Consider the following 20887-nt stretch of genomic DNA (forward strand, 5'->3'; position numbering starts at 1 on the left):
TGGGCTGCTCAGCCACAGCCCTCCTCAAGGACAGGAGTTGAACATGGTGATCAGGTGCATCATCTGCGATGACGACGACTACCACAACGACCCGGACAACTACGACGAGAACGGCGTGTTCATCGGCGGGCAGAAGAAGCGCTGAGTCGCACTCGACCGGTCGCCTCACCCCGATTCAGGGGTGAGGCGACCGGTTTCTGGGCCACTCAGCCCTGCCAAGTCCGCTCGCCGTCGGCTACGACGGCGTCGACCGATTGGAGACCCCATGTCGACCACCGTTGAGGACCTGCTGCGTCACGCCAAGGACATCGCCTTCGTCGCGGAGGAGCCCCCCGCGAGGGACCTGCCCTCGTTCATCGACCAGCTCAACTGCGCGGCCACGAACTTCAACGTGGCTGGGATCAGCGGCTACGAGAACCTGGAGGATGCCGCGGTGCTGCTCACCGAGGCGTACGAGACGGCTGACGAGCAGGAGCGCGGCGTGCTGCTGAGCCGCGCCGAGAAGCGGCTCACGCACGTCTGGGACATGACCCAGGAGTACCGAACCATGCTGTGAGGCAGAACAGGCCAAAACGGGCCCACCTCATTCAGGTGGGCCCGTTTTGTTTTCGATCACCGGATCCCCCGGGGCGGCTCCACCTTCCACAGCCGAGGCGCCCCTGAAGATCCGGCCCACCCTCCGTTGGAGAGGAGTTTCCATTATGCAGAGGGAGCAGAGGGATTGGCGGCATGAGGCGGTGTGCCGCGAGCAGGACCCGGAGTTGTTCTTCCCCGTCGGGGACAACGGCCCGGCCGTGCTGCAGACCGCCGCGGCCAAGGCGGTGTGCCAGCGCTGCCCGGTGGCCGCGCAGTGCCTGGAGTGGGCCCTGGCAACGGGGCAGGACGCCGGGGTGTGGGGCGGGATGAGCGCCGCTGAGCGGCGTGTGCTCCAGCGCCGCACCCCGCTCGGCGTGAGCCACCCACGCCGTGCGCGGTGCGCGGGTCCTGGCCCGCACCTCGGAGAGGAACAGCCGTGACTGAGTGGACCACCTGGGAGCCCTTCGCGATGCCGCAGCCGCGACGGTGGCGAACGCCGCGCCACGTAGTTGTGGTCCCGGACCTGTTCGACGTGGCCTCGGGGGTTGCTGACGTGGCCGAGGTCTGGGCAGTCATGGCTACCTTGCCGCAGCACACCTTCCAGGTGACCACCTGGGAGGGGCACGATCGGATGCGGTCGCTGCTGACCAGCCCGGGGTTTGGTGACTTGGTGCGGTCCCGGGCGGCCCGCGAGGGCGGGACCGCTGACCTGCCCTGGCCGCTGCCGAACGTGTGGGTCGGTGTCGGCGTGCGGGACCAGGAGCAGGCCACTCTGCGTGTCCCGGACCTGCTGGCGATCCCTGCGGCAGTGCGATTTGTCTGGGCCCAGCCGCTGGTGGGCCCGCTTGATCTGGGGCAGGCGGCGCAGGCGCTCGATTGGCTGCTGCTCGGTGGTGATATCGGTCCAGCTTCCCGACCGTTGCAGCCCGCCTGGGCCCGCGCGCTACGCGACCAGTGCACCGCGGCCGGGGTGGCGTTCCACTTCATCGGCTGGGGGTCCTGGGCTCCGGTCCGACCGCCCGAGCGGCTGGTGGGTCAGGTGGGACACCGGCAGATCATGCGTCAGGTCGGGTTTGCCCACGCGGGGCGAGTGCTCGATGACCACACCTGGGAGGAGATGCCCACGGCCGGAAAGGGCGCGCGTGGTGCGCGGCGGGACTCCGACCGCACGACCCAGGGCCTGTTGTTCGGGGAGGAGGGGGGTGGGCGATGAGCTGGGAACCGTACTCCTTCGTGGTCCTGCGCTGCGATGGGGAGACCACCAGAGGCCAGTGCCCGGCGCTCCTTTTTGACAAGGACGCGCTGCAGCTGGCCTTCGACCCTGACGGCAGCCACTACAGCGTGCCGGTGCTGTTCAGCAGCCCGACCGATCAGATCGACGAGCTGACGCTGCAGTACGAGGGGTGGATTCTGATCAAGGGCCGGGCGTTGTGCTCGGAACACGTCAGGGCCCAGGAGTACCTCGCGCGTGCGGCGCTGGAGGGGCTTCCGTTCGGCGACTGAACCCTCAGGCCCGCCGGTGAACCGGTGGTGCCGATGTCTCACCGCGCCCAGCCCGGTGTCGGGCCGGGCGCGGTTCCGTCGTTCACGAAAGGCGCAGGATGCTGACGTTGTATGACGAGTTCGCGGGCTGGGGCGGCAGTTCCCAGGGTTTTGCTGCGGTGCCGGGTGTTGAGCTGGTGATGGCCGCTAATCACGACGAACTGGCGGTGGAGGTTCACGGGATGAACTTCCCCGCCGCCGACCACTTTTGCGGCGATGTCGCCAAGACCGACATCGCCCGCTTCCCCGCGGCGGATCTGTTCTGGGCCTCGCCGAGTTGCCCGCCGTGGTCCAACGCGCGCGGTGTGCGGCGGGACTTCGACCGCACGACCCAGGGCCTGTTGTTCGGGGAAGAGGTCGTGGACCCGAACGTTACGCGGGCGCGGGCGCTGATGCAGGAGGTGCCCCGCTACCTGGAGGCGATGATCCTGCGGGGCCGACCGGTGTTGGCCGGGGTCATCGAGAACGTCGTGGAGTGCCGCCGCTGGGACCAGTGGCGGCACTTCCGGCGCCGGATCGAGCTGGCCGGATACCGCACCCGGCTGATCGCTCTCAACAGCATGCACGCCGCACCGCGCACCACCTGGTGGGCGCCGCAGTCCCGGGACCGCCTGTACCTGGCCTACTGGTGGGCTCGGCTCGGCCGGGATCCGGACTGGGACAAGTGGTTGCGGCCCCGGGCTTGGTGCCCGGACTGCGGCGAGTTCGTCGACGCGCTGCAGGTGTTCAAGCAGGCAGGCGTGGACATGGGCCGCTACGGCCGTGGCGGCCAGTACCTCTACCGGTGCCCGCGGGTGTCGTGCCGCAACCGCATCGTCGAGCCAGCGGCCATGCCGGCGTCCTGGGCGATCGACTGGTCGCTGGCTCCGGGGTGCACGATCGGGGAGCGCGAGGAGCCGCTCAAACCCGCCACGCTGGAACGGATCCGGGCGGGCCTTGCCAAGCACGCTCGCCCGCTGCTGGCCCCGGCTGGCGGCACTTGGCGTCAGGCCGCGGTGTCGGTGGGCCAGCCGATGCCGACCCGCACCACCCGGGAAACCGACGGGCTGGTGATCCCGCCACTGGCTGTACCGCTGACCTCCCGGGCCGGCCGCCGGGCGTACTCGGTCGGCGAGCCGCTGCGGACACAGACTTGCCGCCAGGAGACCGCACTGGTGCTGCCGCCGTTCATGACGACCCTGCGCGGCGGCGGCAGCAAACGGTCCAGCTACGGCGTGGACCAGCCGTTGGCGACCTTCAGCGCCGACGGCTACCACCACGGACTGGTCACCCCGCCCGGCACCGAGCACCTGAGCCGGGAACAGCTGCTGATGTCCTACTACTCCAACGGAACCACCCGCCGCACCTCGGAACCGATGGGGACGCTGACCACCAAGGATCGCTACGCCCTGATCAGCGTCGACCACCACACCCCGGCGGTCGAGGACTGCACGTTCCGCATGCTCACCCCGCGCGAGATCGCCGCCGGCATGGCCTTCGCCGACGACTACAAGGTCAAGGGCAGCAAACGCAAGCAGGTCCGCGGCTTCGGCAACGCCGTCACCCCACCGGTCTCCGAGCTGCTGGGCTGCGCCCTCGTGGAGGCCGTCACCGGCGAGGACATCTCCCGCCACACCACCAAGGAGACCTGATGCAGGATTCCGACACCACCATCACCAGCGAGCCGATGACATTCAGCCCCAGTTGCCGTTGCGATCCTGAGGCGCAGAGCGTCGTTGTGTCGTTCCGCTACACCACCAGCGACCCGCTGGTGGTGGCCCTGGAGTTCGCGGGCGGACCGACATGGCTGCTGCCGCGCGAGGTCCTGGACCCGATGGCCGCACCGGATCCGGTTCCCGGCGCGGCCATCGTCGCGGACTGGGACGAGAACGCACTCGAACTGCAGCTGAGCCTGCGCGACGCGGAACACCGCGAGATCCACCTCGTCTTCTGCGCCTTCGATCCGTCGCTGAACGAGTTCGTGGACGAGATGTTCGGCCTCGTCCCGCTCGGCGAGGAGCAGCACCAGCTCGACTGGAATCGCCTCCTGACATGATCCAGCACCGCCGACCCCCTGGGGTTCCGCCGACAGCTCGGCGGAACCCCAGGGGGTTTTTGTGTTTCATCAAGACTGTTGTTTCAGTATTGAATGAAATCGTCGTCGCGCGGTGGCCAAGGGTCGTGAAGAGCACCTGACCCCAGGTCCACACCCGGATGTCGTCGAAAACATGCGTTTTGAGGTTCACCCGTTCGGGGAAGACAGGATGACCAGCTACGTTGCCCGGCATGGGTTTCTCCACCGAGCAGATCTTGGCCGCTCTCGGTGCGCTCGACATCGACCCCGCTGCACGCCGCCCTGGTCGGTCTGCTGTATCGCAAACTCGCCATCGAGCTGCGGGACATCGTCACCGGCGCGCCGACCGTGCAGCAGTTCATGGCCCGCGCCCCGCGCCTCCGGGAACTGGTGCTCATCGGCGAACTGGAACACCACCTCGCCGATGACCGGCACCTACCGCACCGGTGGCCTCGGAGTCGACATCGCAGAGGTCAACACCGCGGGCGAACGGCTGATCATCGCCCGGCTGCGTACCGTCGCCGAGGCCGCCACCGCCCACTCCGAGGCGATGGAGCACGTCCTGGCCACCACGGTAACCCCGGCGTAGCGACGACCCTGGAGGAACCATGAGCGACTACGACGATCTGGCCCCCGACGTTCAGGCAGCCCGCTTCGGCGCCGCAATGGCGGCCCGAGGGTTCACCCCCGACGACGTCGCCGCGCTGGTGCGCAACGCTCAACCCGCGCTGGAGGAGGCTATACGCGCGGTCGCTGACGGAGCCGACCCCAGCACCCTGCGCTTCCTCATCCGCTAACCAGGACCCCGGGAATCGCGCCCCCGGGCGCGCGCAGCCGGGTGTTGCCGCCTGAACCCGCGTGCTGCTGCGAAGCGAAGGCGGGTAAGCAGGAGGCATGACATCACCCCTGATTCGACTGTCCCCCGCGGTCGAGGACGAACTTGGTCACCAGCAGGCCGCGCTCGTGCGCTCCGGCCAGGCCGCCGCCCCGGAGTACGAGTGCCTGATCTGCCGCGAGCCCGGGGACATGCGCCGCGAGCCGTCCTGCGCAGTGGTGTTCGTCAACGAGCAGGCCCAGTTGCTGTGCTGGGTGCACGCCCGCTGCGGCGAGTCGACCGTGCACCCCATGGGCGAGCTGGAAGCCCGCTACGGCCGAGCAGACCAGGAAAAGCCCCGCCAGGGCGGCAAGCGCACCGCAGGAGTACCCGACACGACCTTCACCACCCTGTTCCTCCTGCGCGACGAGATCTACCCGGGTGTGGTCGTCGTGCCCGGCGAGAGCACCCGGATCGTCATCCCCGGCGGCCCGCACCTGCGCGACACCACCATCGAGTCGCTGCGCCAGCAGGGCCTCGGCCCCGTAGACCTCTCCGGGCAGCAGTGGCCGGTCGAGCTGGACCGCTGGGCCGTGCGGGTCGACCGGGGCCACCTCGCACGGATCACCAAACCCGGCGGAACCTGGTGGGAAAGCGACAAGCGACCGGCGCTGGACGCCGACTGGCGCCGGGCCGCCAACGCCACCCGCAAGGCGCTGTTCCTCGTGGCCGCGACCGACCTGCCCGAAGACGACTTGGCCGGCTTCCGGGCCGCGATCATGGCCGCCGCCGCCGACGAACGGGTCGTCGGGGCGCTGATGCCGATCCGGGGCACGCTGTCCTGACCTCGATCACCTGGTGGTGGTGCCCAACCAGCAGATCCCCGCAGCCCGAGCCGACAATCGGCAGACCAGGCACGAAGAGGAGCCGCGGGACGAACGTCGGATCAACGTCGGAACACCGTTGTGGTCCAGCTGCACCGTCGGCATCCACGCCCCGTGCGGGTTCTCGTGCGGCGGAGGTCACGATGGCAGCGCGTTGTGGGGAAAACGTGGGGAGCTCCCCACGCTTCGGCCGACGTCGCTGGTCAGGGGATATTTCGCGATCTTCTGCCCCAGCACCAGCTCGGTGGGCTCCCCGCGGGGCTGATTGACGAGCGCGCACCTGGCCCGGCAGCACCGGAATTCCGGCGCTTGGCCCGCGCGGGCCTTGACGGTGCCAACACCACGATGTTCGACGAATGCGCCCACATGTCCCCGGCCCAGCGCCGCGCGGCGGCCAACACCGCCGCCGACATCCTCATCGGGCAGTTCCCGCGCTGACCTTCGAGAAAGAGCCTCACAGAGCGCCGAACACGGCACGCCCCATACCACGGCTACCCCCCGCACTTGGGAGCCGCACAGGCGATCTCAGCCCCTCTAGGTCTCTGACCTGCGGTTTTTTCGGGCTTTCGGGGTGTTCAGCTCGTACGCAGGTGGCTTCGCTCATCTGGGCGCCGACAACTCGACCCGCTCTGCGTGGATCCGGTAGGCCTTGCGCTCCGCCGGTGACGCGTTGTCGGCGCCCAGTTCGGCTGCGGCGGAGAGCAGCGCGTGGTGCACGTCGGGCAGCGCGGTGACGTGCAGGCTGTAGCCCTGGCCGCGCCGCACCTCACGCCCTGTCAGCAGCGCGTCCCGCTCGGCGTCGCCCAGGTCCTCGTGGTCGGCCAGGTAACGGGCGATCTTGCCGGGCATCTCGATGCGCACGGGCTGCGGTTCGCCGTCGGTGGCGTCGTGCGGTGCGGGGCGGCCGGGTAGCAGGTCGGCTACGGCGGTGCGGACGGCGACCCGGCTGACGTTGTGCTCGCGGGCCAGGGCGGCGACGCTGGCGCCGTCGCGGAAGGCCTGCCGGACCTCGTCCACGACGCCGAGTTCGGCGAGGCGGGGCCGGCGCCCGGAGGTGGCGCCGGTGGCCCAGGCGGCAGCCAGGCCGTCGCGGGTGAGCTCGTTTTGCAGGTCGCGTTGGAACTGCCCGACCGAGACCAGCACGTTGACCAGCATGGTGGTGGTCGCGTCGGTGGCGGCCAGATCGACGATGCCCGACAGCGCGCCGGAGAGCACCCGCAGCTTCACGCCGCGCTCACGGCACCATTCCCGGACCGCGAGGATGTCGGCCAGGTCCCGGCACAACCGGTACAGCTCCGAGACCGTCAGCCGATCGCCCGCCCGCGCGTAGCTCGCGAGTTCCTGGAAGCCCTCGCGCTCCAGCGCGGGGATCTTCGAGCTGGTCGCCGGGTCGGCGAACAGCCGCACCCCGTCAGCGCCGTCGACCAGGCCGTGCTCGGCGAGCAGGTGGGTCTGCCGCTGGGTGCTCTGCTCGTCGGTGGACACCCGCGTGTAGACCAGCTCCGCCATGATCGCGCCGCCTTCCCGGCGGTCGGGCGCCGCCTTCGGCAATCCTATGTGTCGTCAAACCCTGTCGTCAATCCGGAATGGATCGCATTGGATCAGCGCACCGGTTTCCCCATGATCCGGATCGCCAAGAGGTGGTCCGGAAGCCCTGTCGTCAAAGGGTCATTTGGCGACAGCAACGGATGGCGTCGGCGCCTGAAGTCCCCAGGGCTGACGCGACGCGCGAAAGGGCTCGTGATGCTCACCCGGTCGCCTCTTCGGTCACGTCGATCTCGTCGAAGCGCAACCGCCCGTCGCGGGCTCCGATGATCCCGGCCCGGCCTTGAGCTCGGGCCTGCGCCACCAGCGTGACCAGGTGCGCGCTGAGGTTCTGCGCATCCACCGGCTGTTGGCCACCGAGCTCCTCGAGCGCACACACCACGTACTGGCCAGGAGAAACCTCCCAATCGTTGCTGTTGCCGCTTCCGGATACGGTCTGGGTGTTGATCTTCAGCCGACCGTTCTCGCTCCAGGCTTTGACGATGAGGTCCGCGTTGATCAACGCGTTGCGCTGGGTCCTGATCCAGATGTCGTTCGCCATGAGCCGATCATGCCCGCCTGCTCAGCCAGCCCTGCTGCGCCATTCGAGCGATAACGAATCCTATACGAGCGGAACCGCTCGGGAGTGCGCTAGTGTCCTTGAAGCGAGCGAAACCGCTCGCCTAGTGAAGGAGATGCGCATGGTTCAAGGGCAGTCGTGGGATCGGTCGCCGCACACGCTGGCGCAGTTCGCGCGCCGGGCCGGGATCTCGGAGGGGCGGGCCCGCGCGCTCTACGGCACGACGCCGTCGGGGTTGCCGCGGCCGGACCGCACCGACGCTGATGGCCGGCCGTTGTGGTGGGCCTCGACCATCGACGCCTGGTGCGCGCGCACGGGCCGGGAGGTCAGCGGGGATTCGCTGTGGCTGTTCCGAGCCCCGCCCGCGAGCGGACCGGTGCCGGAGCTGCAGCGCGGCGTGGTCACGCTCGGCCGCCGCGGCCGAGCGCAGACATTCTTCGTGATCGTGTGGGACACCGAGCACGGGCACGTCATCTACCTGCAACCGCTGGAAGGCGCTGGCGGGGTGCACAAGGACGGGCTCGCCGTCTACGCCGCCGAGCTGATCGAGCCGCGCTGGTGGGCCGATGCCGTCGTCATCATCCCGATCGAGGAGCACCTGCGGTTCTTCCCCGCCCACGACGACAAGCCGCTGGCCTGGATCTACCAGCTCACACCCCGCGCGGAGAACATCAGCCGCGAACCGGAGGACAGCGGGGTGTTCGGCGGCGTGCGCCGGTGGTTCGCCCGCACCATGCCGCCCGAACTGACCGGCCCCGCCATCCCGCGCGCGCAGTGGGCCACCTCGATGGACCTCGACGAACTCGCCCCGGTGGTGGGCCGCTCCATCCCGGTATGGCTGGGCGAGACCACCAGCACCGACAACGCCGGCCGGGCCCTGGCCTACGACCGCACCTTCATCACGACCGACACCGTCACCGAGTGGCCGGCCGCCCAGGCCCGGCTGGACCGCGCGATCGAGATCGGCATGCCCGGCGACTACCCGTGCGCCTTCGCCGCGCTGGCCGTAGAAGCCGCCGAAGGCCTCGCTACGATCCGCTCCGCTCACGAGCACACCCCCGACACCGGGCCCGGCTGGTACCTGGTGTGCCGCCCCGCCCGCCCCGCCCCGCCGATCGAGCTGGAGCAGCAGATCACCGCGGCCCGGCTCGTCACCGACCTGGACCTGGTCGCCACCGAGCTGACCGAGCTGCGCGCCATCGAAGGCGAACTCGACATCGACGATCCCCGCGGCGAGGTCTACGCCGAGGCGATCCGACTGCTGGAATGGCAGCTGCGGCGCGCCGCCAAGGCGGCTGGCACCATCGACGACCTCAGCCACGACTACGTGCCCGTCGCCGACGACGGGCACCTGCGCTACCACGCGCCCTGGGCCGGGCCTGTGGTCGAGGCCTGGAGCAAGACCCTGACCCCGGTCGCCGACCTCGACGCCGTCCTGCGGCTGCGCCGGATCCACCGGCTCCTGGAGAACTACACCCCCGAGCACGTCCAGCGGGCCTACCGCGACCCGCACGGCCGCTACGTGCTGATCACGAACATGGGCGGTGAGGAGTGGGGCCTGGCGGAATGGCCCGCATCCCTGCAAGTCACCAGCACCTGGACCGACAAGACCGTCCTCGCCGGCGACCACGACGGCGGCACCACCACGACCCTGCTCGCCCTCACCCCCACCGACGACGGCCAGATGCAGGTCGACCCCGTCCCGCTGCCCGCGCGCAGCGACCGCGATGCCTTCGCCTACGGCTACGGCGGCGGCACCCCCGGCACCACCTACCAAGCGCTGCTGCGCACCGCCCTCGGCGACGGGCACACTCCCGCCCGCGTCGCCGACCTGATCCGCGCCCGCGATGACGACGGCAACCCGCTCAGCCAGCTCTGGGCCGCGATCACCGGCACCAAGGGCCCGCTGCGCCTGTCCTGGCCCCAGCTTCAGCTGTGGGCCCGAGCCGACCGAAAGCACCTCCAGAACCGGGAGAGCTGACCATGCTGAAGAAGATCTTCGCGCCCCGGCTGCGCGCCGGTGACCTGCTCATCGACCCCTCCGGCACGTGGCCGATCACCGACGTCGACCGCGACGGCCCCATCGTCCGCGTCACGGTCGCCACCAGCACCGGCACGATGAACCTGAGCATGCCGTTCCACACCACCGCCGTCATCCGCCGGTGACCACCAGCAATCCGTTCGCACAGCGCTCCGGCCAGTGCCAGCAGTTCGGCACCGGCCGGGCGACAGGCAGACGCCCTGATCAACTTCGAGAGGACGTGGCTTGGCATGGCGCACCACCCCGAGGATCCACCGGACCTGAGCAGCTACGACACGAGCGACCCCGCCGCCTACGAGTGGCTGTTGTCGGACCACCCCTGGGCACGAGCCGAACGGGTCCGGCGGCGCGCGGCGACCACCGACGCCGAGCTGGCCACCACCACGGCCGTGCGGGCCTGGACCGACCGCATCGACGCACTCGACCCGACGACGCGTCCCTTGGACCCCGCCTTCACCCAGAGGATGCGGAAACTGGCTCGGATCATGCGGCCGCTGGCCGACCAGCGGGAAACACGCGTGCAGCACGCCGCCGAGACCCCGGACGACGTGCTGGTCCAGGAACTGCGGAGCAAGTGGGAGATCAGCCGCCGCGTGGGCGATGACCCCGACTACCGCTACCCGCCCCACCTGATCGGCCCCGGTGCAGCGGCGTATCCACCGCCCGCCTCTGGGTTCGCCCCGCCGCTCGACGAACGCTGACCAGTGAACCGGTCCGCACTCCGTCGTTCCGGACCAGCATCGGCCCGGAACGACGAGGGAGCCGACCGGCTCACCAACGACAAGGAGCGAACGAGATGGCCAACACCGATCCCGAAGCCGTTGCCGCGCACCTGCGCACCCTCAACACGGCCGAGGAAGGAGAGGACTACCTGCGGTCGATCGGCCTTGACCGTGATCACGACGGGCTGCTCGCCGTGGCGGGGGAACTGGGGCTGACCCGCGTAGACAAGCTCACCAAACCGAAGCTCACCGAACGGATCATCAAGCAGGCCATCACGGCCCGCCGCAAGTACGAGGGCCTGAGAAGCTGGTGAATCCGATGGTGGGGGTCCGGGCCGCAGTCACCGGCCCGGACCCCCACCGAACGGTACGTCGTGGTGGAGGCAGGAATCAGCGAGCGTGCGGTCGAGGTGTTCGAGCACACCCTCGCCCGCCGGATCGATCACCATGCCGCCGCGTGATCGATCAACCGGCTGCTGCGGTGCCGGTTCAGGCCCTCTGCCTGCCAGGGCGCGTCGGCCATAAGATGATCTTGTCAGGAAGCGGTACGCGGCGGCGTTCCCGCCCCCGCGGTCGCCGGCCTCGGCGGGCGCGGGCACTTCGCCGACCCCGAACTGGAGCAAGCCCACTCTTCGACCTGTTCCGCTAAAACGCGTGTTTTAGCGGAACAGGTCGAATCGATCCTGGGATTCGGCCGCCTACGGGCCGCGCCAGCAGCGCATACTGATCGACATGAAGCAGGTGCGAGTGAAAGGGCCGATGGGCTGGTACGGCGGCGTCATGATCTCGTGCGAGGACTGCGGGGTGGTCGACGGCATCTTCCTGTGGTGCGTCAACGACGAAGGCCTGGCCTGGATGGTGTGCCCCCACGGCCACCGCCAGTCGCACCCGCTCGTGTACCCCGAGGTCGTGTCGGCGTTGAGCGAGATCACCGCCGACGCCGAGGATCAGGCCGCCATCAACGCCGCTGCCATCGACGCGCTTCAGCGCATCCAGTGGCGGCCGCATCGGCTGGGGACCCTCGATGTGGACATCAGCACCGACGCATCCTGCGTCCGCGACTACCAGCCCTGGGAACGGTTCGTCCGCGGCGTTCGGGCCGATCGATGGCCCGAGTACCTCGCCGCCGTCGAGGAAGCCACGGTGGGCCGCTAGAAGCCCCTGGTGGACTCGTCGGGAGCCAGCAGAGAGGACCGATCGGGCTGGTCCAGCCAGAACCGCCGGATTTGCAGGTGCCGCAGCAGGCTTCGGGTCGGCCCGGCGGTGTGGAGGAACGGGTCGGCAACGATCGCGGTCAGCGCCAGGTGCGCTCGGTGGCGCAGCCGCGTCCAGGCACTGGGGTCGTCGTCGAGCATCTGGTCGAAGGCCTCAGCGACGCTGGCCGGCACGGTTCCCCACTCGGAGGCGGGCCTGGTGGCCGGTTTCGAGTGGGTGGTGGAGTGGAAGGTCCGTTCCAGGCAGGGCGGGCGCAGCGCTGCCGCCCTGCGCGCGGCGGCGTCGTCGGCGAGGAGGTCGCGGACGAGCCGGTAGTGCGGGGCGGCGTTGACGAACTGGAGGAGTTCGTCACGGCGGTAGGAGGCCCCGCTGATGGCCAGGCGTTCTTCCTTGATGCCCTCGGTGACGTCGAGGATCCGGTCGAGTTGCTGCGATGCCCAGTCCTGGTCGTCATCGACCGGGGTCAGGGTCTTGATCGTGTCCAGCAGGGCCAGCGCGATCAGCATCACCATCATGTTGGGCACCGGCCACAGCGACCAGTAGTTCTCGTGCCGCATCGGCTCGGCGCCGGCCGCCTGGAACGCCAGCGCCGCGGCGCGTGCCTCACCGTCGATCGCGAGGGCCAGCGCGACGTCGGCAGCCGCGGTCAGCGCGGGCGCCCCGTTCTCGTTGGCGGCCTCATGCCACCAGTCCAGGGCCGGATCGTATTCCTCGTCCTCAGAGGACTCGACGAAGTCGGTCATGCCGATCACGGTACTGCTGTTTGTCCACGTCCGGACCCATGATGATGGTGTCGCCAAGGCCGGACCGGGCGGGTGGTCTGATCGCTACACTGCGCGGCATGAACAGCGGCGAGGTGGACATCCAGCAGCTCATGGACAACCGGCGGACGGCGGCGCGGTATCTGGAGACGCTGCTGATCCGCTCGTGGATGACCAACCCGTGGATCACCGTGAGGGTGCAGAACCCCGGCTACGACAACTACTCGCTGCTGGTGCGGTGGACCGGTGAACCCACCGAGCGGGAGATGCGCACCACCCTCGAGCTCGAGGGCGATGTGTGGCTCAGTGCCGAGCGGGCGGTGTACGAGCGCGCCGAGGTGGACTTCGACGCGCTGGCCGATGAGGCCATGGAGCTGGCCACCAGCGGGCCAGGCCGGCCGCTGTCCCGCTCTGATGCCCGGGAACTGCGGGCTGATGCGATCAAGCGGATGCGCAAGCTGTACAAGGAGTCGGGAATGCGCGGCGTGCAGTCGTTCATGAAGCCGCTCCGGGAAGACCCACCGCGCTAAACCCGCGCCCCGGTTCAGAACTGCGAGGCCGGTCGAGGACGTGTCGCCGAAAAGCGCGGGCGGTGCGCCACAACTGCTTCTTGTGCGTCCTGCACCCGCGCGAGGCGCTCAGCGCTGTCCTTCGTCGCCCGGCGAAACCAGGACGGCTTCTCCACCAGCGCGTGCACCTCGCCCCGCAGCACATGCTCGATCGACTTCACCGCACTGCGCTCGTAGTGCTCACCGCTGATCGTCTCAGGCATGGCTGCGCCACCACTTCTGCAGCGCACGGCCGTTGACCAGGCGCCCGCTGGGAAGACGAACATGAGAACGCGGGCCGAGCGACCCGTTCAGGTAGATGCCGCTGCCGGGAGACCGCAGCCACTCCTCGTCGCTGGCGTCCAACGGCTCGATCGTCTCCAGGTCGCCGAGCGGGATGGTCACCACCGGGGCCGCCCAGGTGAACCGTCCCTGGCCTGGGTGCTGCTCGACATCGAGCAGGTGGACCTCGGTGATCGGCACGGTGATCAGCGGGATCCGCACCTTCTTCAGGGTGCTGGCCAGGCGGCCGCTGTCCCCCTCGGCGATGCCGTAGCCGATCGAGGTGTGCGGCACCGCGTTGGTGCCCCGCTCGGGCAGCACGTCGGCGCCGAGCACGCTGGTGATCGCGCTGCGGACGGCGTCGACCAGGTGGCCCCAGGCCGCGTCGATGCCGGGCACGGGGTGGGTCCAGAGCTCGACGGCGTGCATCGAGGGCACGGGCGGGCCGATCTGCAGCTCGAGCGGCGGCACCTCGGCCAGCGCGGCTGTCAGCGCCTCGGTCAGCGCGGCCAGCTGCTCGGGTGCAATGTCGTCGCGGCTGGGGTGCAGCATCTGCACCGTGAAGTGCAGGAATTCCGGGGGCTGCAGGCCCAGGCCCTGCTCGGCCGCGGTGGCGCCGAGCACCTGGTGGTACCGGCCGACTGCCTCGCGCAGTTCGTCGGAGGGCAGCGCGTAGAGGTGCAGCCGCGAACGCGCGCTCCAGTCCGCGGTCGCATGCCTGGTGAAGAAGTCGCGCATCCGCCGACCCTAACCAACCGCAGCGCACGGTGGACCGATTTGGGCTACCGGCTACTGCTCGCTGGTGACCTCGGTCGCGCGCGAGCGTGGGGCCGGTGGGCGCCACGGCACCACGATCGAGCCCAGCAGCGGCAGGTGGTCGAACCATTCGGCGTGCGGGTGGTCGACGACGTCTCGTCCACCGCCAGGCAGCAGGGTGTGGGTGACGCGCAGGCAATCGGGCCGCCGGGGTCCGTGCGGATCGGCTGGGTGATGTCCGCTGGTCACCGGGTGCGGGTGGTCGACGAAGGTGTCGATGGGGTCGAGCAGGCCGTGGCGGTCGAGGATCTGGGCGGCGCGGCGGTCCACCGGGGCTTCCTCGCTCGTGGCCGGCCACATCTCGGAATGGACGCGCTGGTGCAGCTGGTGCCGCACCTCATGCCCGTGCCGCGCAGTCTGATCTGCGTAGGGCTCCGGTGCGTTCACGCTCGGGCTGTTGAGGTCGCAGCCCGCGATCATCCACTCCGTCGGGCTGGGGACGATCGCGCCGAGCAGCTGCGCCTCGTGAGCTCGCTGGTCGGCGCTGAACGGGCTGAAGTGCGCGCTCACCACGTGCAGGTCCTGGCGGCCGCCGATGTCGAGCGTGGCGCAGCCCGCGGTGTGATGCCACGGCCAGTGGCTGAAATCGCGCCAGCGGGTCAGCCGGTAGCTGGGCTTCCACAGCACCGCGGTGTGGCACCCGCTCCGAGCCCAGGCCAGCCGGCCCTCCATCCCCAGCTCATCGCACAGCTCGGCGAACAACTCGGCCAGCTCGGGATCGTCGAGGTCACGGGTCGGGTGCAGGATCTCCTGCAGACACCAGATGTCGACGTTCTGGTCACGCATCAGCGCGCGCTGCTCTGCCCGCCGATCCGAGCGGGCCTCGGCGGCGGTGTAGTCGTGCAGGTTGTAGGTGCCGATCCGCGGCTGCACCCACCACGAGCCGCCGGGCGGGATCCGCCCGGCGGCCGCGAGGATCCGGCCCCACTCCTCGACCCGCTCCCGCACCATGCCGCGGTGCTGCTGGTCCCCCAGATCCCCCAGGTCGTTGCAGATCGTCTGCCAGAGCCGCAGCTCCGTGTCGAACCGGGCCTGCAGGTCGTCGAGCTCGTCATCGGATAGCACGAACGCACCCAACCACACCCGGGCCCGCCCGCTCAGCCGCTCAGGGATCCGGTCAATGACCCACCCTCTGCCACCGGCCAGGCCGCCGCGCACGGTCGCGGGCCTGCGTCAGTGGCGAAGGGGCAGCTCGGCGAGGTGTTCCCAGGTAAAACACCCCCGCTCAGGATGCTGGGTAACCGCCACGAGGTGCACCGCGGTCACCGGCACCTCGACCACCGGACGGCGGACTTTGTTGAGCACCGAAGTGATCGCACCGCTGTCGCCGTCGCCGGTGCCGTAGCCGATGCTGGTGTGCGGCGAGGCATTGCTGCCCAGCTCGGGCAACGCGTCCTCCCCCAACACCCCGGCCACCGCCCGCCGCACCGCGGTCACCATGACCATCCACTCCGCATCCACACCCGGTTCCACCGCGAGCTCGACCGCGCGCTGCGAGGCGCCGCGCGCCGCCCCGACCCGCAGCGTCAGCTCCGGCAGCGACGCCACCGCCCGGGACAGCTCTGCCTCCAGCGCCTCCCGCTGACCGGGCCGCAGCTCGTCGCAGGCCCGCAGCAACATCTGCACCGTGAAGTGCGCCCACTCCGGCCCCTGCAGCCCCAGACCGTGCTCGGCGGCCACACCGCTGGTGACCAGCTCCCGGTGGTAGGCCTCGAACAGCTCGGCCAGCTCCGGAGTACCGACCGCGTAGACGTGCAGCCGCTGCTGCCGGGGCCACTGCACTTCCGGAGACGCGAAGAAGTCACGCATGCCGCGCACGATAACCCCTTGATGATCAAGACGCGGGACGATCGGTGAGGACATCCACGCAACGGCCGAACGCCCGGCAGCCAAGGCGCATCCTTCAGGCATTGGCCTCCACGGACACGACACAAGGAGTGCCGCTTGGCCTGCCGACCTGTTTCACGGAACTCCGTTCGGTGAACGTACATTCACCGAACCCGTGAAACTCACTTCACGGCACGCCGCGGTCCGACGGTCGCGAAGGACCGCCGGGCCGCGGGGTTGCTGGGTTCATGCTGGGTTCTCAGCCGAGCAGGTCGGGATTGAAGTGCGTGGACTGGTTGTAGAGCAGGTGATAGCAGTCGGTGAAGGTCTGCTTGGCCAAGCCGGCGGGCTGCAGCCACTGGTCGGCGATGCGCTTCCAGCCGTCCTGGCCGTGGTGTTCGTCGGCGTACACCGAGATCACCCCGGCCAGCGTCTCAGGGACTTCGGTGTAGCGGTCCGGCGAGTTCGTCCAGCGTCGTAGCACCGCGGCGATGCGGTCGCGTGCCTCAAGGTGCACGCGCTTGGGATTCGGCCCGGTCGCCCGCATCGTCTCTACCGGCAGGCTCGACTTGTACGGGTGCAGGTTGAGGTCGTTACCGAAGTGCACCACGTGGATGATCGAGGAGGCTTCCCAGGAGCCGGGGCGGCCGGCGGTCAGGGTGCGCACGGCGTAGCCGTAGTCGCTTGACGTCTTCAGCGCTGGATCGGACTCAAAGCGGCCACGGGCCTCGTGGAACACCGTCTCCAGGGCCGAGGCGACGCTTCCGATCGTCTTGCGGCCCGCGAGGTCGAACGCGGCGACCAGCTCGGTGTGGTCGGTGCCCAGCAGTGGCAGCACCGGCCGCCACGGGCCGAACTCTGCCTCGATCTCGGCCAGCGGGCGCTCCTCCAGGCGGGCAGAACCAGGGCGCTTACTGGGGTCGAATCCCTCGTAGCGGCCGTCACCGCGCGTCAGCCAGCCCTGGTTGAGCCGGTCGGCGATTCGGTACGGAAACTCGGTTTCCTGGGCAGTGGTCATGCGCTCATCAGCCTTCCTGGCCAGTTTCGTTGCCTTGTGCCAGCTGCGCTGACACCACTACGACGCTTCCTTCGGTCGGAGCCGGTACTGCGGGCACGGCGCCGGATCACCCCAGGGCTTGCGATGCCGCTCACCGTGGCAGAACGGACAGGGCCCGGATTGCTCACCACCATCAGCCAACCCGCAGTGCCCAATTTCGCGGCCATCGTCAAAGCCGTAGACGATCACCGCCTGCCGACCGCAGGTGCACAGCTCGCCTGGTTGAGCGGGACGCTCGGTGTGCGACATCCCTTTTCCTCCTTGTCCTTCCAGGTCCTTCCAGATTGGATCGTCCTCGGCCGACTGACCATCAGGCGAATGCCCTGTAACCGACGTCTGGGCACACCGTCCATGCCACCAGAATCACCAGCTGCAGCGCGTAGGAGTGAAACGACCGGAGCGCAGGCCAGTAGCTGCCCTTCTGGCGGGCGACCACAGCGCGAACATCCTGCATCGTCCGCGACGCCTCTCGGGCTTCGGTGGGAAAGAGGTTCTCCAGGTTGATCAGCATTCGCCCCACCTCAGCCAGGCCGGGAGCGTTGATGTGGCGGTGCGGCTCGTGCAGCAATGGCAGAACCCGCTGGAGGACCTCCGTCGGCGTGCCGAACTGCTCGTCGTAATCGGCGGGCCGGTGCTGCGCGCAGCGCTCGTAGCCGTCGAACATGGGGATCAGCGCCGCCAGGTTCGGGTTCGTCATGGTCGTCTCCTTGATGTCCGGTCGGTCCCCGCACGCCCACCCTCGTCGTGGTGGGCGACGGGCACGGCGGCCGGAGCGCGTCAGCGGCGCCGAAGCCAGGCGTCGACCAGCGTGGTGACCGCGATCCCGGCCGGGATCTGCAGCTGCTGGTGGCTGGCCTGATCGAGCAGCATCCTGCCGTTCACACCGAAGTCGGCCAAGTCGTGGAAGCGACCCTTGCCGGTGACCGTGGCGAAACGCTGGAGCAGGCGACCGTCGTCGATCACCGCGTGCAGCACGCCCTCGGCGACGGCCCCGGCGAGCTGGGCGGCGGGGTGCACACGGTGGCCGGCAACCCGGTACAGCGCGGCCTTGGTGACGGCCTGGGTCAGCGCGTAGGTGGCGGCGTGGCGGGCCAGGCTCAGGCGGCCCTTCCAGGTCCGCTGCTGCTTGCGCTGCGCATCGCAGTCCATCTGGATCAGGTAGTCGCCACCGTGGTGGCCGGTCAGCGAACCAATGCCGGTCAGGGTTGCGGTCGCGGTGCGGTGATCGGTCATGATGAACATCTCCAGTTCGTGTACGCGGGCGGGAGAGCGGGGCGGGAGGCTTTGGACGGCGCCCGCCCCGCGCAGGCTTTGCAACGTTCAGCGGTCTACTGCTCGGGGCTGTAGACCTCGGTCTCGCCGGTCTCGATGTCGCGGACGGTGGCCTCGATGCCCTGCTCTTGCAGGGTCTTGGCCTCGCGGTGAGCGGCGGTCTTGGTGTTGGCCGGGACGGACACGGTCCGGTCGTCGTCGGTGCGGTGGGAGATCTCGAAACGCATGGCCTCGGCCTGCTGCTGCTCGTAGCCCTGGGTGTTGAGTCCCTGGGCGTGTGCTTCGGCGATCTTCGACCAGCGGCGCTGGATGTACATGTGGTTGGTGTCCAACATGTTCGCGACGCGGCGGGAGGAGATGCCGCGGTTGTGCAGCTCGGCCAGCACGTCATCCTCGCTGGCGGTCAGGACGCCCTTGACCCGGTTGAGGTGGTTGGCCAAGTGCAGCAGGTCCGCATCGCTTTCGTTCTCCAGCGACTCCGGAGAGTTCTTGAGCGCGTCGTAGAGACCACGGATCCTGCTGGCCAACAAGACCATTCCGACGTGATCGTTGCTGGCATCCACGGTGATCGTGACCTGCGTCGGGGCGGTCGGGGCGAACGCGGCGACGAGGTAGTTGCTCCAGTGCTGCTGGTTCATGATCAATCAACCTCCCGGTCTCACTTGGAACGTTTTGTTCCGGACGTAGACCACTTTGCCTTGGAACACTTCGTTCCACTAGCAGCTAAACGGGTGATCCTGGAACAGGATGTTCCAGCGGCTGCGGAACAGCGCGAGCGGGTTGTCGCGCATCTGACGGTCGAGTTGTTCCAGCAGGGGCACCCAGTCGGCGGCCAGGCGTGGCGTGTGCGCGGGCACCGGGACGGTGCGTTCGACTTCGATGACGCGCTCGACGACGTCACGGACCACGGTCGGCATCGGGTCGGGGCGGCCGAGCTGGGCGGCCACGCGCCGCAGCGCCCAGGCACGCTGTCGGCATGCCGGTGAACAGAACTGCGGCCGTCGGCCGGTCCCCGCGTAGTCGATCGACGTGCCACACGCGCGGCATTGCGTGCTGACCAGGTGCTCGCGCGCACGCTCGTTGTCCGGCTCGTGTTCGTCGTTGTCGGTCACGACGTGACGCTAGCTCGCGCACGGTTGTTTCGTCAGAACGAAACCTGCGGGCATCGTGGTGCAAGAGGTGCTGCGGGCCGCTGATGCTGCGGAAGCTGCGGGCTGTTGCGGGCTCCGGCGTGGCGGCGCTGGGCGGTGGTGCGCACGCTCGTGGTCATGGGTGTGGAGGAGCCGGAACTGCCTGACACCGCCGATCCGGTTTTCGTGGCGGGGTCGTTGACCGCGCACGCTGGGGGGCTTCTGGAGGGGTACCGACAGCACGAGTACTGGTCGGACCCATTGGTGCCGCGCCAGGTGCTGCGTGAGTGCGCGGCGACCGTCGATCGTATCGGCGCTGGCGGAGGCGACGCGGTGGCTGGCCGATCTGCTGGCCTGGCACGGCCGCCGCCGCACCGAGCAGGAACGGGATCGACCGCCACGGCCGTTCCAGCCGCGGTTCAAGCCGCGGTGAGCATGGCCGATGAGATCAGCCGGGCTGCGTTGCGCGCAGCAGCGGGCACGCCGCGAGGGTGATCAGGTCCTGCACCGGGTCGTCGGTGGCGAAGCCGATCCCGGCCTTCTGCAGGTGGGACACGATGCGGGTGGCGACGTTGCGGCGGCCGCCCAGGCTGAGGGTGGCTGGCACGGTCAGGCTCAAGGCCAGCCCCGCTTCATGCTGCTCGATCCGGTACGTGGTCGGCCGGATACCGCGCAGGGCGTGGCGCACCTCGGCGTCGAGCAGCGGCGCCTGGCCCTCGCTGGAGACCACGTCTTCCTCCTCTCCGCCACCCAGCCAACTGGCGATCACCGAACTGACGTTCTAACCTATCCGAGCTGGTGGGCATGGGGAAGGTGCCCCCTGGCCACGCGGGCCGGCCACCGCACCCGGCGCGGCCCGCCATTTCCTTTTCGACCTGGAGCAGGCGTGGTGTGAGCGGTACCGATGATCCGTGGCGGGGTACCCGCCGCGACCTTGAACCGCCCTGCGAGGTCTGGATCAAGCTCGCCTATGCCCTCCCGCCGCGGCCGCTTCCGCGCCCCCGCGTCCCCTTGCGGGTGCGCGCGGCCGGGCTGGACATCGCCGCCACCGTCCCTGGCGTTCTGCGCGCCTGGCACCAGACCTGCACCGGCGAGTGGTGGGGCCTGTGCGAGCTGACCATCACCAACGGCACCGGCGCCGCGCTGCACCTGACCGGACAGCTCGTACCCGAAGCCGCCCTCCGCCCCGCTACGGACGCCCAGGCCCAGGATTGATTTCAATCAACACTGAACAGACAGTGCG

The 20887-nt window shown here is 69.4% G+C and carries 30 protein-coding genes; 17 read left to right on the top strand and 13 right to left on the bottom strand.

All coding sequences use genetic code 11. The features are described from left to right. Positions 1 to 265 precede the first annotated feature (265 nt). From ABT324_RS28085 to ABT324_RS28125, 9 genes are all read left to right on the top strand, one after another. The gene (locus ABT324_RS28085; RefSeq protein ID WP_351183551.1) at positions 266 to 556 is read left to right on the top strand and encodes a hypothetical protein; all 291 of its coding nucleotides are present in this window, start codon (positions 266 to 268) and stop codon (positions 554 to 556) included. A gap of 145 nt (positions 557 to 701) precedes the next feature. Next, positions 702 to 1016, top strand: coding sequence for a WhiB family transcriptional regulator (locus tag ABT324_RS28090; protein WP_351183553.1), 315 nt, complete (start codon positions 702 to 704; stop codon positions 1014 to 1016). After that, on the top strand, positions 1013 to 1789 hold the full coding sequence (locus tag ABT324_RS28095; protein ID WP_351183555.1) for a DUF5131 family protein: 777 nt from the start codon (positions 1013 to 1015) through the stop codon (positions 1787 to 1789). The genes ABT324_RS28090 and ABT324_RS28095 overlap by 4 nt, the downstream gene beginning before the upstream one ends. Further along, positions 1786 to 2079, top strand: coding sequence for a hypothetical protein (locus tag ABT324_RS28100; protein WP_351183557.1), 294 nt, complete (start codon positions 1786 to 1788; stop codon positions 2077 to 2079). The genes ABT324_RS28095 and ABT324_RS28100 overlap by 4 nt, the downstream gene beginning before the upstream one ends. Before the next feature lie 98 nt (positions 2080 to 2177). Then, positions 2178 to 3749 carry a DNA cytosine methyltransferase gene (locus ABT324_RS28105; protein ID WP_351183559.1) on the top strand — a complete coding sequence of 524 codons (1572 nt, stop codon included), beginning with the start codon at positions 2178 to 2180 and terminating at the stop codon, positions 3747 to 3749. Beyond that, the gene (locus tag ABT324_RS28110; RefSeq protein WP_351183561.1) at positions 3749 to 4153 is read left to right on the top strand and encodes an SsgA family sporulation/cell division regulator; all 405 of its coding nucleotides are present in this window, start codon (positions 3749 to 3751) and stop codon (positions 4151 to 4153) included. The genes ABT324_RS28105 and ABT324_RS28110 overlap by 1 nt, the downstream gene beginning before the upstream one ends. A 442-nt stretch (positions 4154 to 4595) precedes the next feature. Beyond that, entirely contained in the window at positions 4596 to 4760 is a 165-nt protein-coding gene (locus tag ABT324_RS28115) for a hypothetical protein (protein WP_351183563.1), read from the top strand. A gap of 19 nt (positions 4761 to 4779) precedes the next feature. After that, on the top strand, positions 4780 to 4968 hold the full coding sequence (locus ABT324_RS28120; protein WP_351183565.1) for a hypothetical protein: 189 nt from the start codon (positions 4780 to 4782) through the stop codon (positions 4966 to 4968). A gap of 97 nt (positions 4969 to 5065) precedes the next feature. Beyond that, a complete protein-coding gene (locus tag ABT324_RS28125) occupies positions 5066 to 5830 on the top strand; it encodes a DUF8842 C-terminal domain-containing protein (RefSeq protein ID WP_351183567.1) in 765 nt (254 codons plus the stop codon). A gap of 639 nt (positions 5831 to 6469) precedes the next feature. On the opposite strand, the gene ABT324_RS28130 is transcribed toward ABT324_RS28125, so the two are convergent. Both ABT324_RS28130 and ABT324_RS28135 read right to left on the bottom strand, forming a co-directional pair. Then, positions 6470 to 7378 carry a recombinase family protein gene (locus tag ABT324_RS28130; RefSeq protein WP_351183569.1) on the bottom strand — a complete coding sequence of 303 codons (909 nt, stop codon included), beginning with the start codon at positions 7376 to 7378 and terminating at the stop codon, positions 6470 to 6472. A 238-nt stretch (positions 7379 to 7616) separates the two neighbouring features. Further along, entirely contained in the window at positions 7617 to 7955 is a 339-nt protein-coding gene (locus tag ABT324_RS28135; protein WP_351183571.1) for a hypothetical protein, read from the bottom strand. A 139-nt stretch (positions 7956 to 8094) separates the two neighbouring features. Between ABT324_RS28135 and ABT324_RS28140 the strand changes: the two genes are divergently transcribed. The 5 genes from ABT324_RS28140 to ABT324_RS28160 all read left to right on the top strand — a co-directional run bounded on the left by ABT324_RS28140 (position 8095) and on the right by ABT324_RS28160 (position 11891). Continuing rightward, the gene (locus ABT324_RS28140; RefSeq protein WP_351183573.1) at positions 8095 to 9954 is read left to right on the top strand and encodes a hypothetical protein; all 1860 of its coding nucleotides are present in this window, start codon (positions 8095 to 8097) and stop codon (positions 9952 to 9954) included. Between the two features lie 2 nt (positions 9955 to 9956). Then, positions 9957 to 10139 (top strand): hypothetical protein, encoded by a 183-nt coding sequence (locus ABT324_RS28145; protein WP_351183575.1) that lies wholly within the window; start codon positions 9957 to 9959, stop codon positions 10137 to 10139. Between the two features lie 105 nt (positions 10140 to 10244). Further along, positions 10245 to 10715: a hypothetical protein gene (locus tag ABT324_RS28150; RefSeq protein WP_351183577.1), complete on the top strand. Its 471-nt coding sequence runs from the start codon at positions 10245 to 10247 to the stop codon at positions 10713 to 10715. 95 nt (positions 10716 to 10810) lie between these two features. Continuing rightward, on the top strand, positions 10811 to 11050 hold the full coding sequence (locus tag ABT324_RS28155; RefSeq protein WP_351183579.1) for a hypothetical protein: 240 nt from the start codon (positions 10811 to 10813) through the stop codon (positions 11048 to 11050). A 418-nt stretch (positions 11051 to 11468) separates the two neighbouring features. Then, positions 11469 to 11891 (top strand): hypothetical protein, encoded by a 423-nt coding sequence (locus tag ABT324_RS28160; protein WP_351183581.1) that lies wholly within the window; start codon positions 11469 to 11471, stop codon positions 11889 to 11891. Here ABT324_RS28160 and ABT324_RS28165 read toward each other — a convergent pair. Next, positions 11888 to 12694 carry a hypothetical protein gene (locus ABT324_RS28165; protein ID WP_351183583.1) on the bottom strand — a complete coding sequence of 269 codons (807 nt, stop codon included), beginning with the start codon at positions 12692 to 12694 and terminating at the stop codon, positions 11888 to 11890. The genes ABT324_RS28160 and ABT324_RS28165 overlap by 4 nt on opposite strands. 98 nt (positions 12695 to 12792) lie before the next feature. On the opposite strand from ABT324_RS28165, the gene ABT324_RS28170 reads away from it, so the two are divergent. Next, positions 12793 to 13242: a hypothetical protein gene (locus ABT324_RS28170; RefSeq protein WP_351183585.1), complete on the top strand. Its 450-nt coding sequence runs from the start codon at positions 12793 to 12795 to the stop codon at positions 13240 to 13242. Between the two features lie 14 nt (positions 13243 to 13256). Here ABT324_RS28170 and ABT324_RS28175 read toward each other — a convergent pair whose 3' ends face one another. The 9 genes from ABT324_RS28175 to ABT324_RS28215 all read right to left on the bottom strand — a co-directional run bounded on the left by ABT324_RS28175 (position 13257) and on the right by ABT324_RS28215 (position 19626). After that, the gene (locus ABT324_RS28175; RefSeq protein ID WP_351183587.1) at positions 13257 to 13484 is read right to left on the bottom strand and encodes a hypothetical protein; all 228 of its coding nucleotides are present in this window, start codon (positions 13482 to 13484) and stop codon (positions 13257 to 13259) included. Then, the gene (locus ABT324_RS28180; protein WP_351183589.1) at positions 13477 to 14280 is read right to left on the bottom strand and encodes a 2'-5' RNA ligase family protein; all 804 of its coding nucleotides are present in this window, start codon (positions 14278 to 14280) and stop codon (positions 13477 to 13479) included. Before ABT324_RS28180 ends, ABT324_RS28175 begins: the two co-directional genes overlap by 8 nt. A 51-nt stretch (positions 14281 to 14331) precedes the next feature. Further along, a complete protein-coding gene (locus ABT324_RS28185; RefSeq protein WP_351183591.1) occupies positions 14332 to 15423 on the bottom strand; it encodes an endonuclease/exonuclease/phosphatase family protein in 1092 nt (363 codons plus the stop codon). A gap of 108 nt (positions 15424 to 15531) precedes the next feature. Then, positions 15532 to 16167, bottom strand: a complete 636-nt coding sequence (locus ABT324_RS28190) for a 2'-5' RNA ligase family protein (protein ID WP_351183593.1) — start codon at positions 16165 to 16167, stop codon at positions 15532 to 15534. 277 nt (positions 16168 to 16444) lie between these two features. Beyond that, positions 16445 to 17203 (bottom strand): hypothetical protein, encoded by a 759-nt coding sequence (locus ABT324_RS28195; protein ID WP_351183595.1) that lies wholly within the window; start codon positions 17201 to 17203, stop codon positions 16445 to 16447. A 349-nt stretch (positions 17204 to 17552) separates the two neighbouring features. Next, positions 17553 to 17939: a hypothetical protein gene (locus tag ABT324_RS28200; RefSeq protein WP_351183597.1), complete on the bottom strand. Its 387-nt coding sequence runs from the start codon at positions 17937 to 17939 to the stop codon at positions 17553 to 17555. Between the two features lie 80 nt (positions 17940 to 18019). Beyond that, on the bottom strand, positions 18020 to 18475 hold the full coding sequence (locus ABT324_RS28205; protein WP_351183599.1) for a hypothetical protein: 456 nt from the start codon (positions 18473 to 18475) through the stop codon (positions 18020 to 18022). Between the two features lie 95 nt (positions 18476 to 18570). Then, positions 18571 to 19152 (bottom strand): hypothetical protein, encoded by a 582-nt coding sequence (locus ABT324_RS28210; protein WP_351183601.1) that lies wholly within the window; start codon positions 19150 to 19152, stop codon positions 18571 to 18573. Positions 19153 to 19230: 78 nt separating this feature from the next. Next, positions 19231 to 19626, bottom strand: coding sequence for a hypothetical protein (locus ABT324_RS28215; protein WP_351183603.1), 396 nt, complete (start codon positions 19624 to 19626; stop codon positions 19231 to 19233). A 301-nt stretch (positions 19627 to 19927) separates the two neighbouring features. On the opposite strand from ABT324_RS28215, the gene ABT324_RS28220 reads away from it, so the two are divergent. Then, on the top strand, positions 19928 to 20077 hold the full coding sequence (locus tag ABT324_RS28220) for a hypothetical protein (RefSeq protein ID WP_351183605.1): 150 nt from the start codon (positions 19928 to 19930) through the stop codon (positions 20075 to 20077). A gap of 15 nt (positions 20078 to 20092) precedes the next feature. On the opposite strand, the gene ABT324_RS28225 is transcribed toward ABT324_RS28220, so the two are convergent. Beyond that, positions 20093 to 20374, bottom strand: coding sequence for a hypothetical protein (locus ABT324_RS28225; protein WP_351183607.1), 282 nt, complete (start codon positions 20372 to 20374; stop codon positions 20093 to 20095). A 161-nt stretch (positions 20375 to 20535) separates the two neighbouring features. On the opposite strand from ABT324_RS28225, the gene ABT324_RS28230 reads away from it, so the two are divergent. Next, positions 20536 to 20859, top strand: a complete 324-nt coding sequence (locus tag ABT324_RS28230; protein ID WP_351183609.1) for a hypothetical protein — start codon at positions 20536 to 20538, stop codon at positions 20857 to 20859. The last annotated feature ends 28 nt before the right edge of the window (positions 20860 to 20887 follow it).

Origin of the sequence: Saccharopolyspora sp. NPDC000359, assembly GCF_040300525.1 — a bacterium.
GTDB lineage: Bacteria > Actinomycetota > Actinomycetes > Mycobacteriales > Pseudonocardiaceae > Saccharopolyspora.

Coding starts and splice junctions, on each gene's coding strand:
- ABT324_RS28085 (WP_351183551.1), top strand. CDS start 266: ATGTCGACCACCGTTGAGGACCTGCTGCGTCACGCCAAGGACATCGCC.
- ABT324_RS28090 (WP_351183553.1), top strand. CDS start 702: ATGCAGAGGGAGCAGAGGGATTGGCGGCATGAGGCGGTGTGCCGCGAG.
- ABT324_RS28100 (WP_351183557.1), top strand. CDS start 1,786: ATGAGCTGGGAACCGTACTCCTTCGTGGTCCTGCGCTGCGATGGGGAG.
- ABT324_RS28105 (WP_351183559.1), top strand. CDS start 2,178: ATGCTGACGTTGTATGACGAGTTCGCGGGCTGGGGCGGCAGTTCCCAG.
- ABT324_RS28110 (WP_351183561.1), top strand. CDS start 3,749: ATGCAGGATTCCGACACCACCATCACCAGCGAGCCGATGACATTCAGC.
- ABT324_RS28115 (WP_351183563.1), top strand. CDS start 4,596: ATGACCGGCACCTACCGCACCGGTGGCCTCGGAGTCGACATCGCAGAG.
- ABT324_RS28120 (WP_351183565.1), top strand. CDS start 4,780: ATGAGCGACTACGACGATCTGGCCCCCGACGTTCAGGCAGCCCGCTTC.
- ABT324_RS28125 (WP_351183567.1), top strand. CDS start 5,066: ATGACATCACCCCTGATTCGACTGTCCCCCGCGGTCGAGGACGAACTT.
- ABT324_RS28130 (WP_351183569.1), bottom strand. CDS start 7,378: ATGGCGGAGCTGGTCTACACGCGGGTGTCCACCGACGAGCAGAGCACC.
- ABT324_RS28135 (WP_351183571.1), bottom strand. CDS start 7,955: ATGGCGAACGACATCTGGATCAGGACCCAGCGCAACGCGTTGATCAAC.
- ABT324_RS28140 (WP_351183573.1), top strand. CDS start 8,095: ATGGTTCAAGGGCAGTCGTGGGATCGGTCGCCGCACACGCTGGCGCAG.
- ABT324_RS28145 (WP_351183575.1), top strand. CDS start 9,957: ATGCTGAAGAAGATCTTCGCGCCCCGGCTGCGCGCCGGTGACCTGCTC.
- ABT324_RS28150 (WP_351183577.1), top strand. CDS start 10,245: ATGGCGCACCACCCCGAGGATCCACCGGACCTGAGCAGCTACGACACG.
- ABT324_RS28155 (WP_351183579.1), top strand. CDS start 10,811: ATGGCCAACACCGATCCCGAAGCCGTTGCCGCGCACCTGCGCACCCTC.
- ABT324_RS28160 (WP_351183581.1), top strand. CDS start 11,469: ATGAAGCAGGTGCGAGTGAAAGGGCCGATGGGCTGGTACGGCGGCGTC.
- ABT324_RS28165 (WP_351183583.1), bottom strand. CDS start 12,694: ATGACCGACTTCGTCGAGTCCTCTGAGGACGAGGAATACGATCCGGCC.
- ABT324_RS28170 (WP_351183585.1), top strand. CDS start 12,793: ATGAACAGCGGCGAGGTGGACATCCAGCAGCTCATGGACAACCGGCGG.
- ABT324_RS28175 (WP_351183587.1), bottom strand. CDS start 13,484: ATGCCTGAGACGATCAGCGGTGAGCACTACGAGCGCAGTGCGGTGAAG.
- ABT324_RS28180 (WP_351183589.1), bottom strand. CDS start 14,280: ATGCGCGACTTCTTCACCAGGCATGCGACCGCGGACTGGAGCGCGCGT.
- ABT324_RS28190 (WP_351183593.1), bottom strand. CDS start 16,167: ATGCGTGACTTCTTCGCGTCTCCGGAAGTGCAGTGGCCCCGGCAGCAG.
- ABT324_RS28195 (WP_351183595.1), bottom strand. CDS start 17,203: ATGACCACTGCCCAGGAAACCGAGTTTCCGTACCGAATCGCCGACCGG.
- ABT324_RS28200 (WP_351183597.1), bottom strand. CDS start 17,939: ATGACGAACCCGAACCTGGCGGCGCTGATCCCCATGTTCGACGGCTAC.
- ABT324_RS28205 (WP_351183599.1), bottom strand. CDS start 18,475: ATGACCGATCACCGCACCGCGACCGCAACCCTGACCGGCATTGGTTCG.
- ABT324_RS28210 (WP_351183601.1), bottom strand. CDS start 19,152: ATGAACCAGCAGCACTGGAGCAACTACCTCGTCGCCGCGTTCGCCCCG.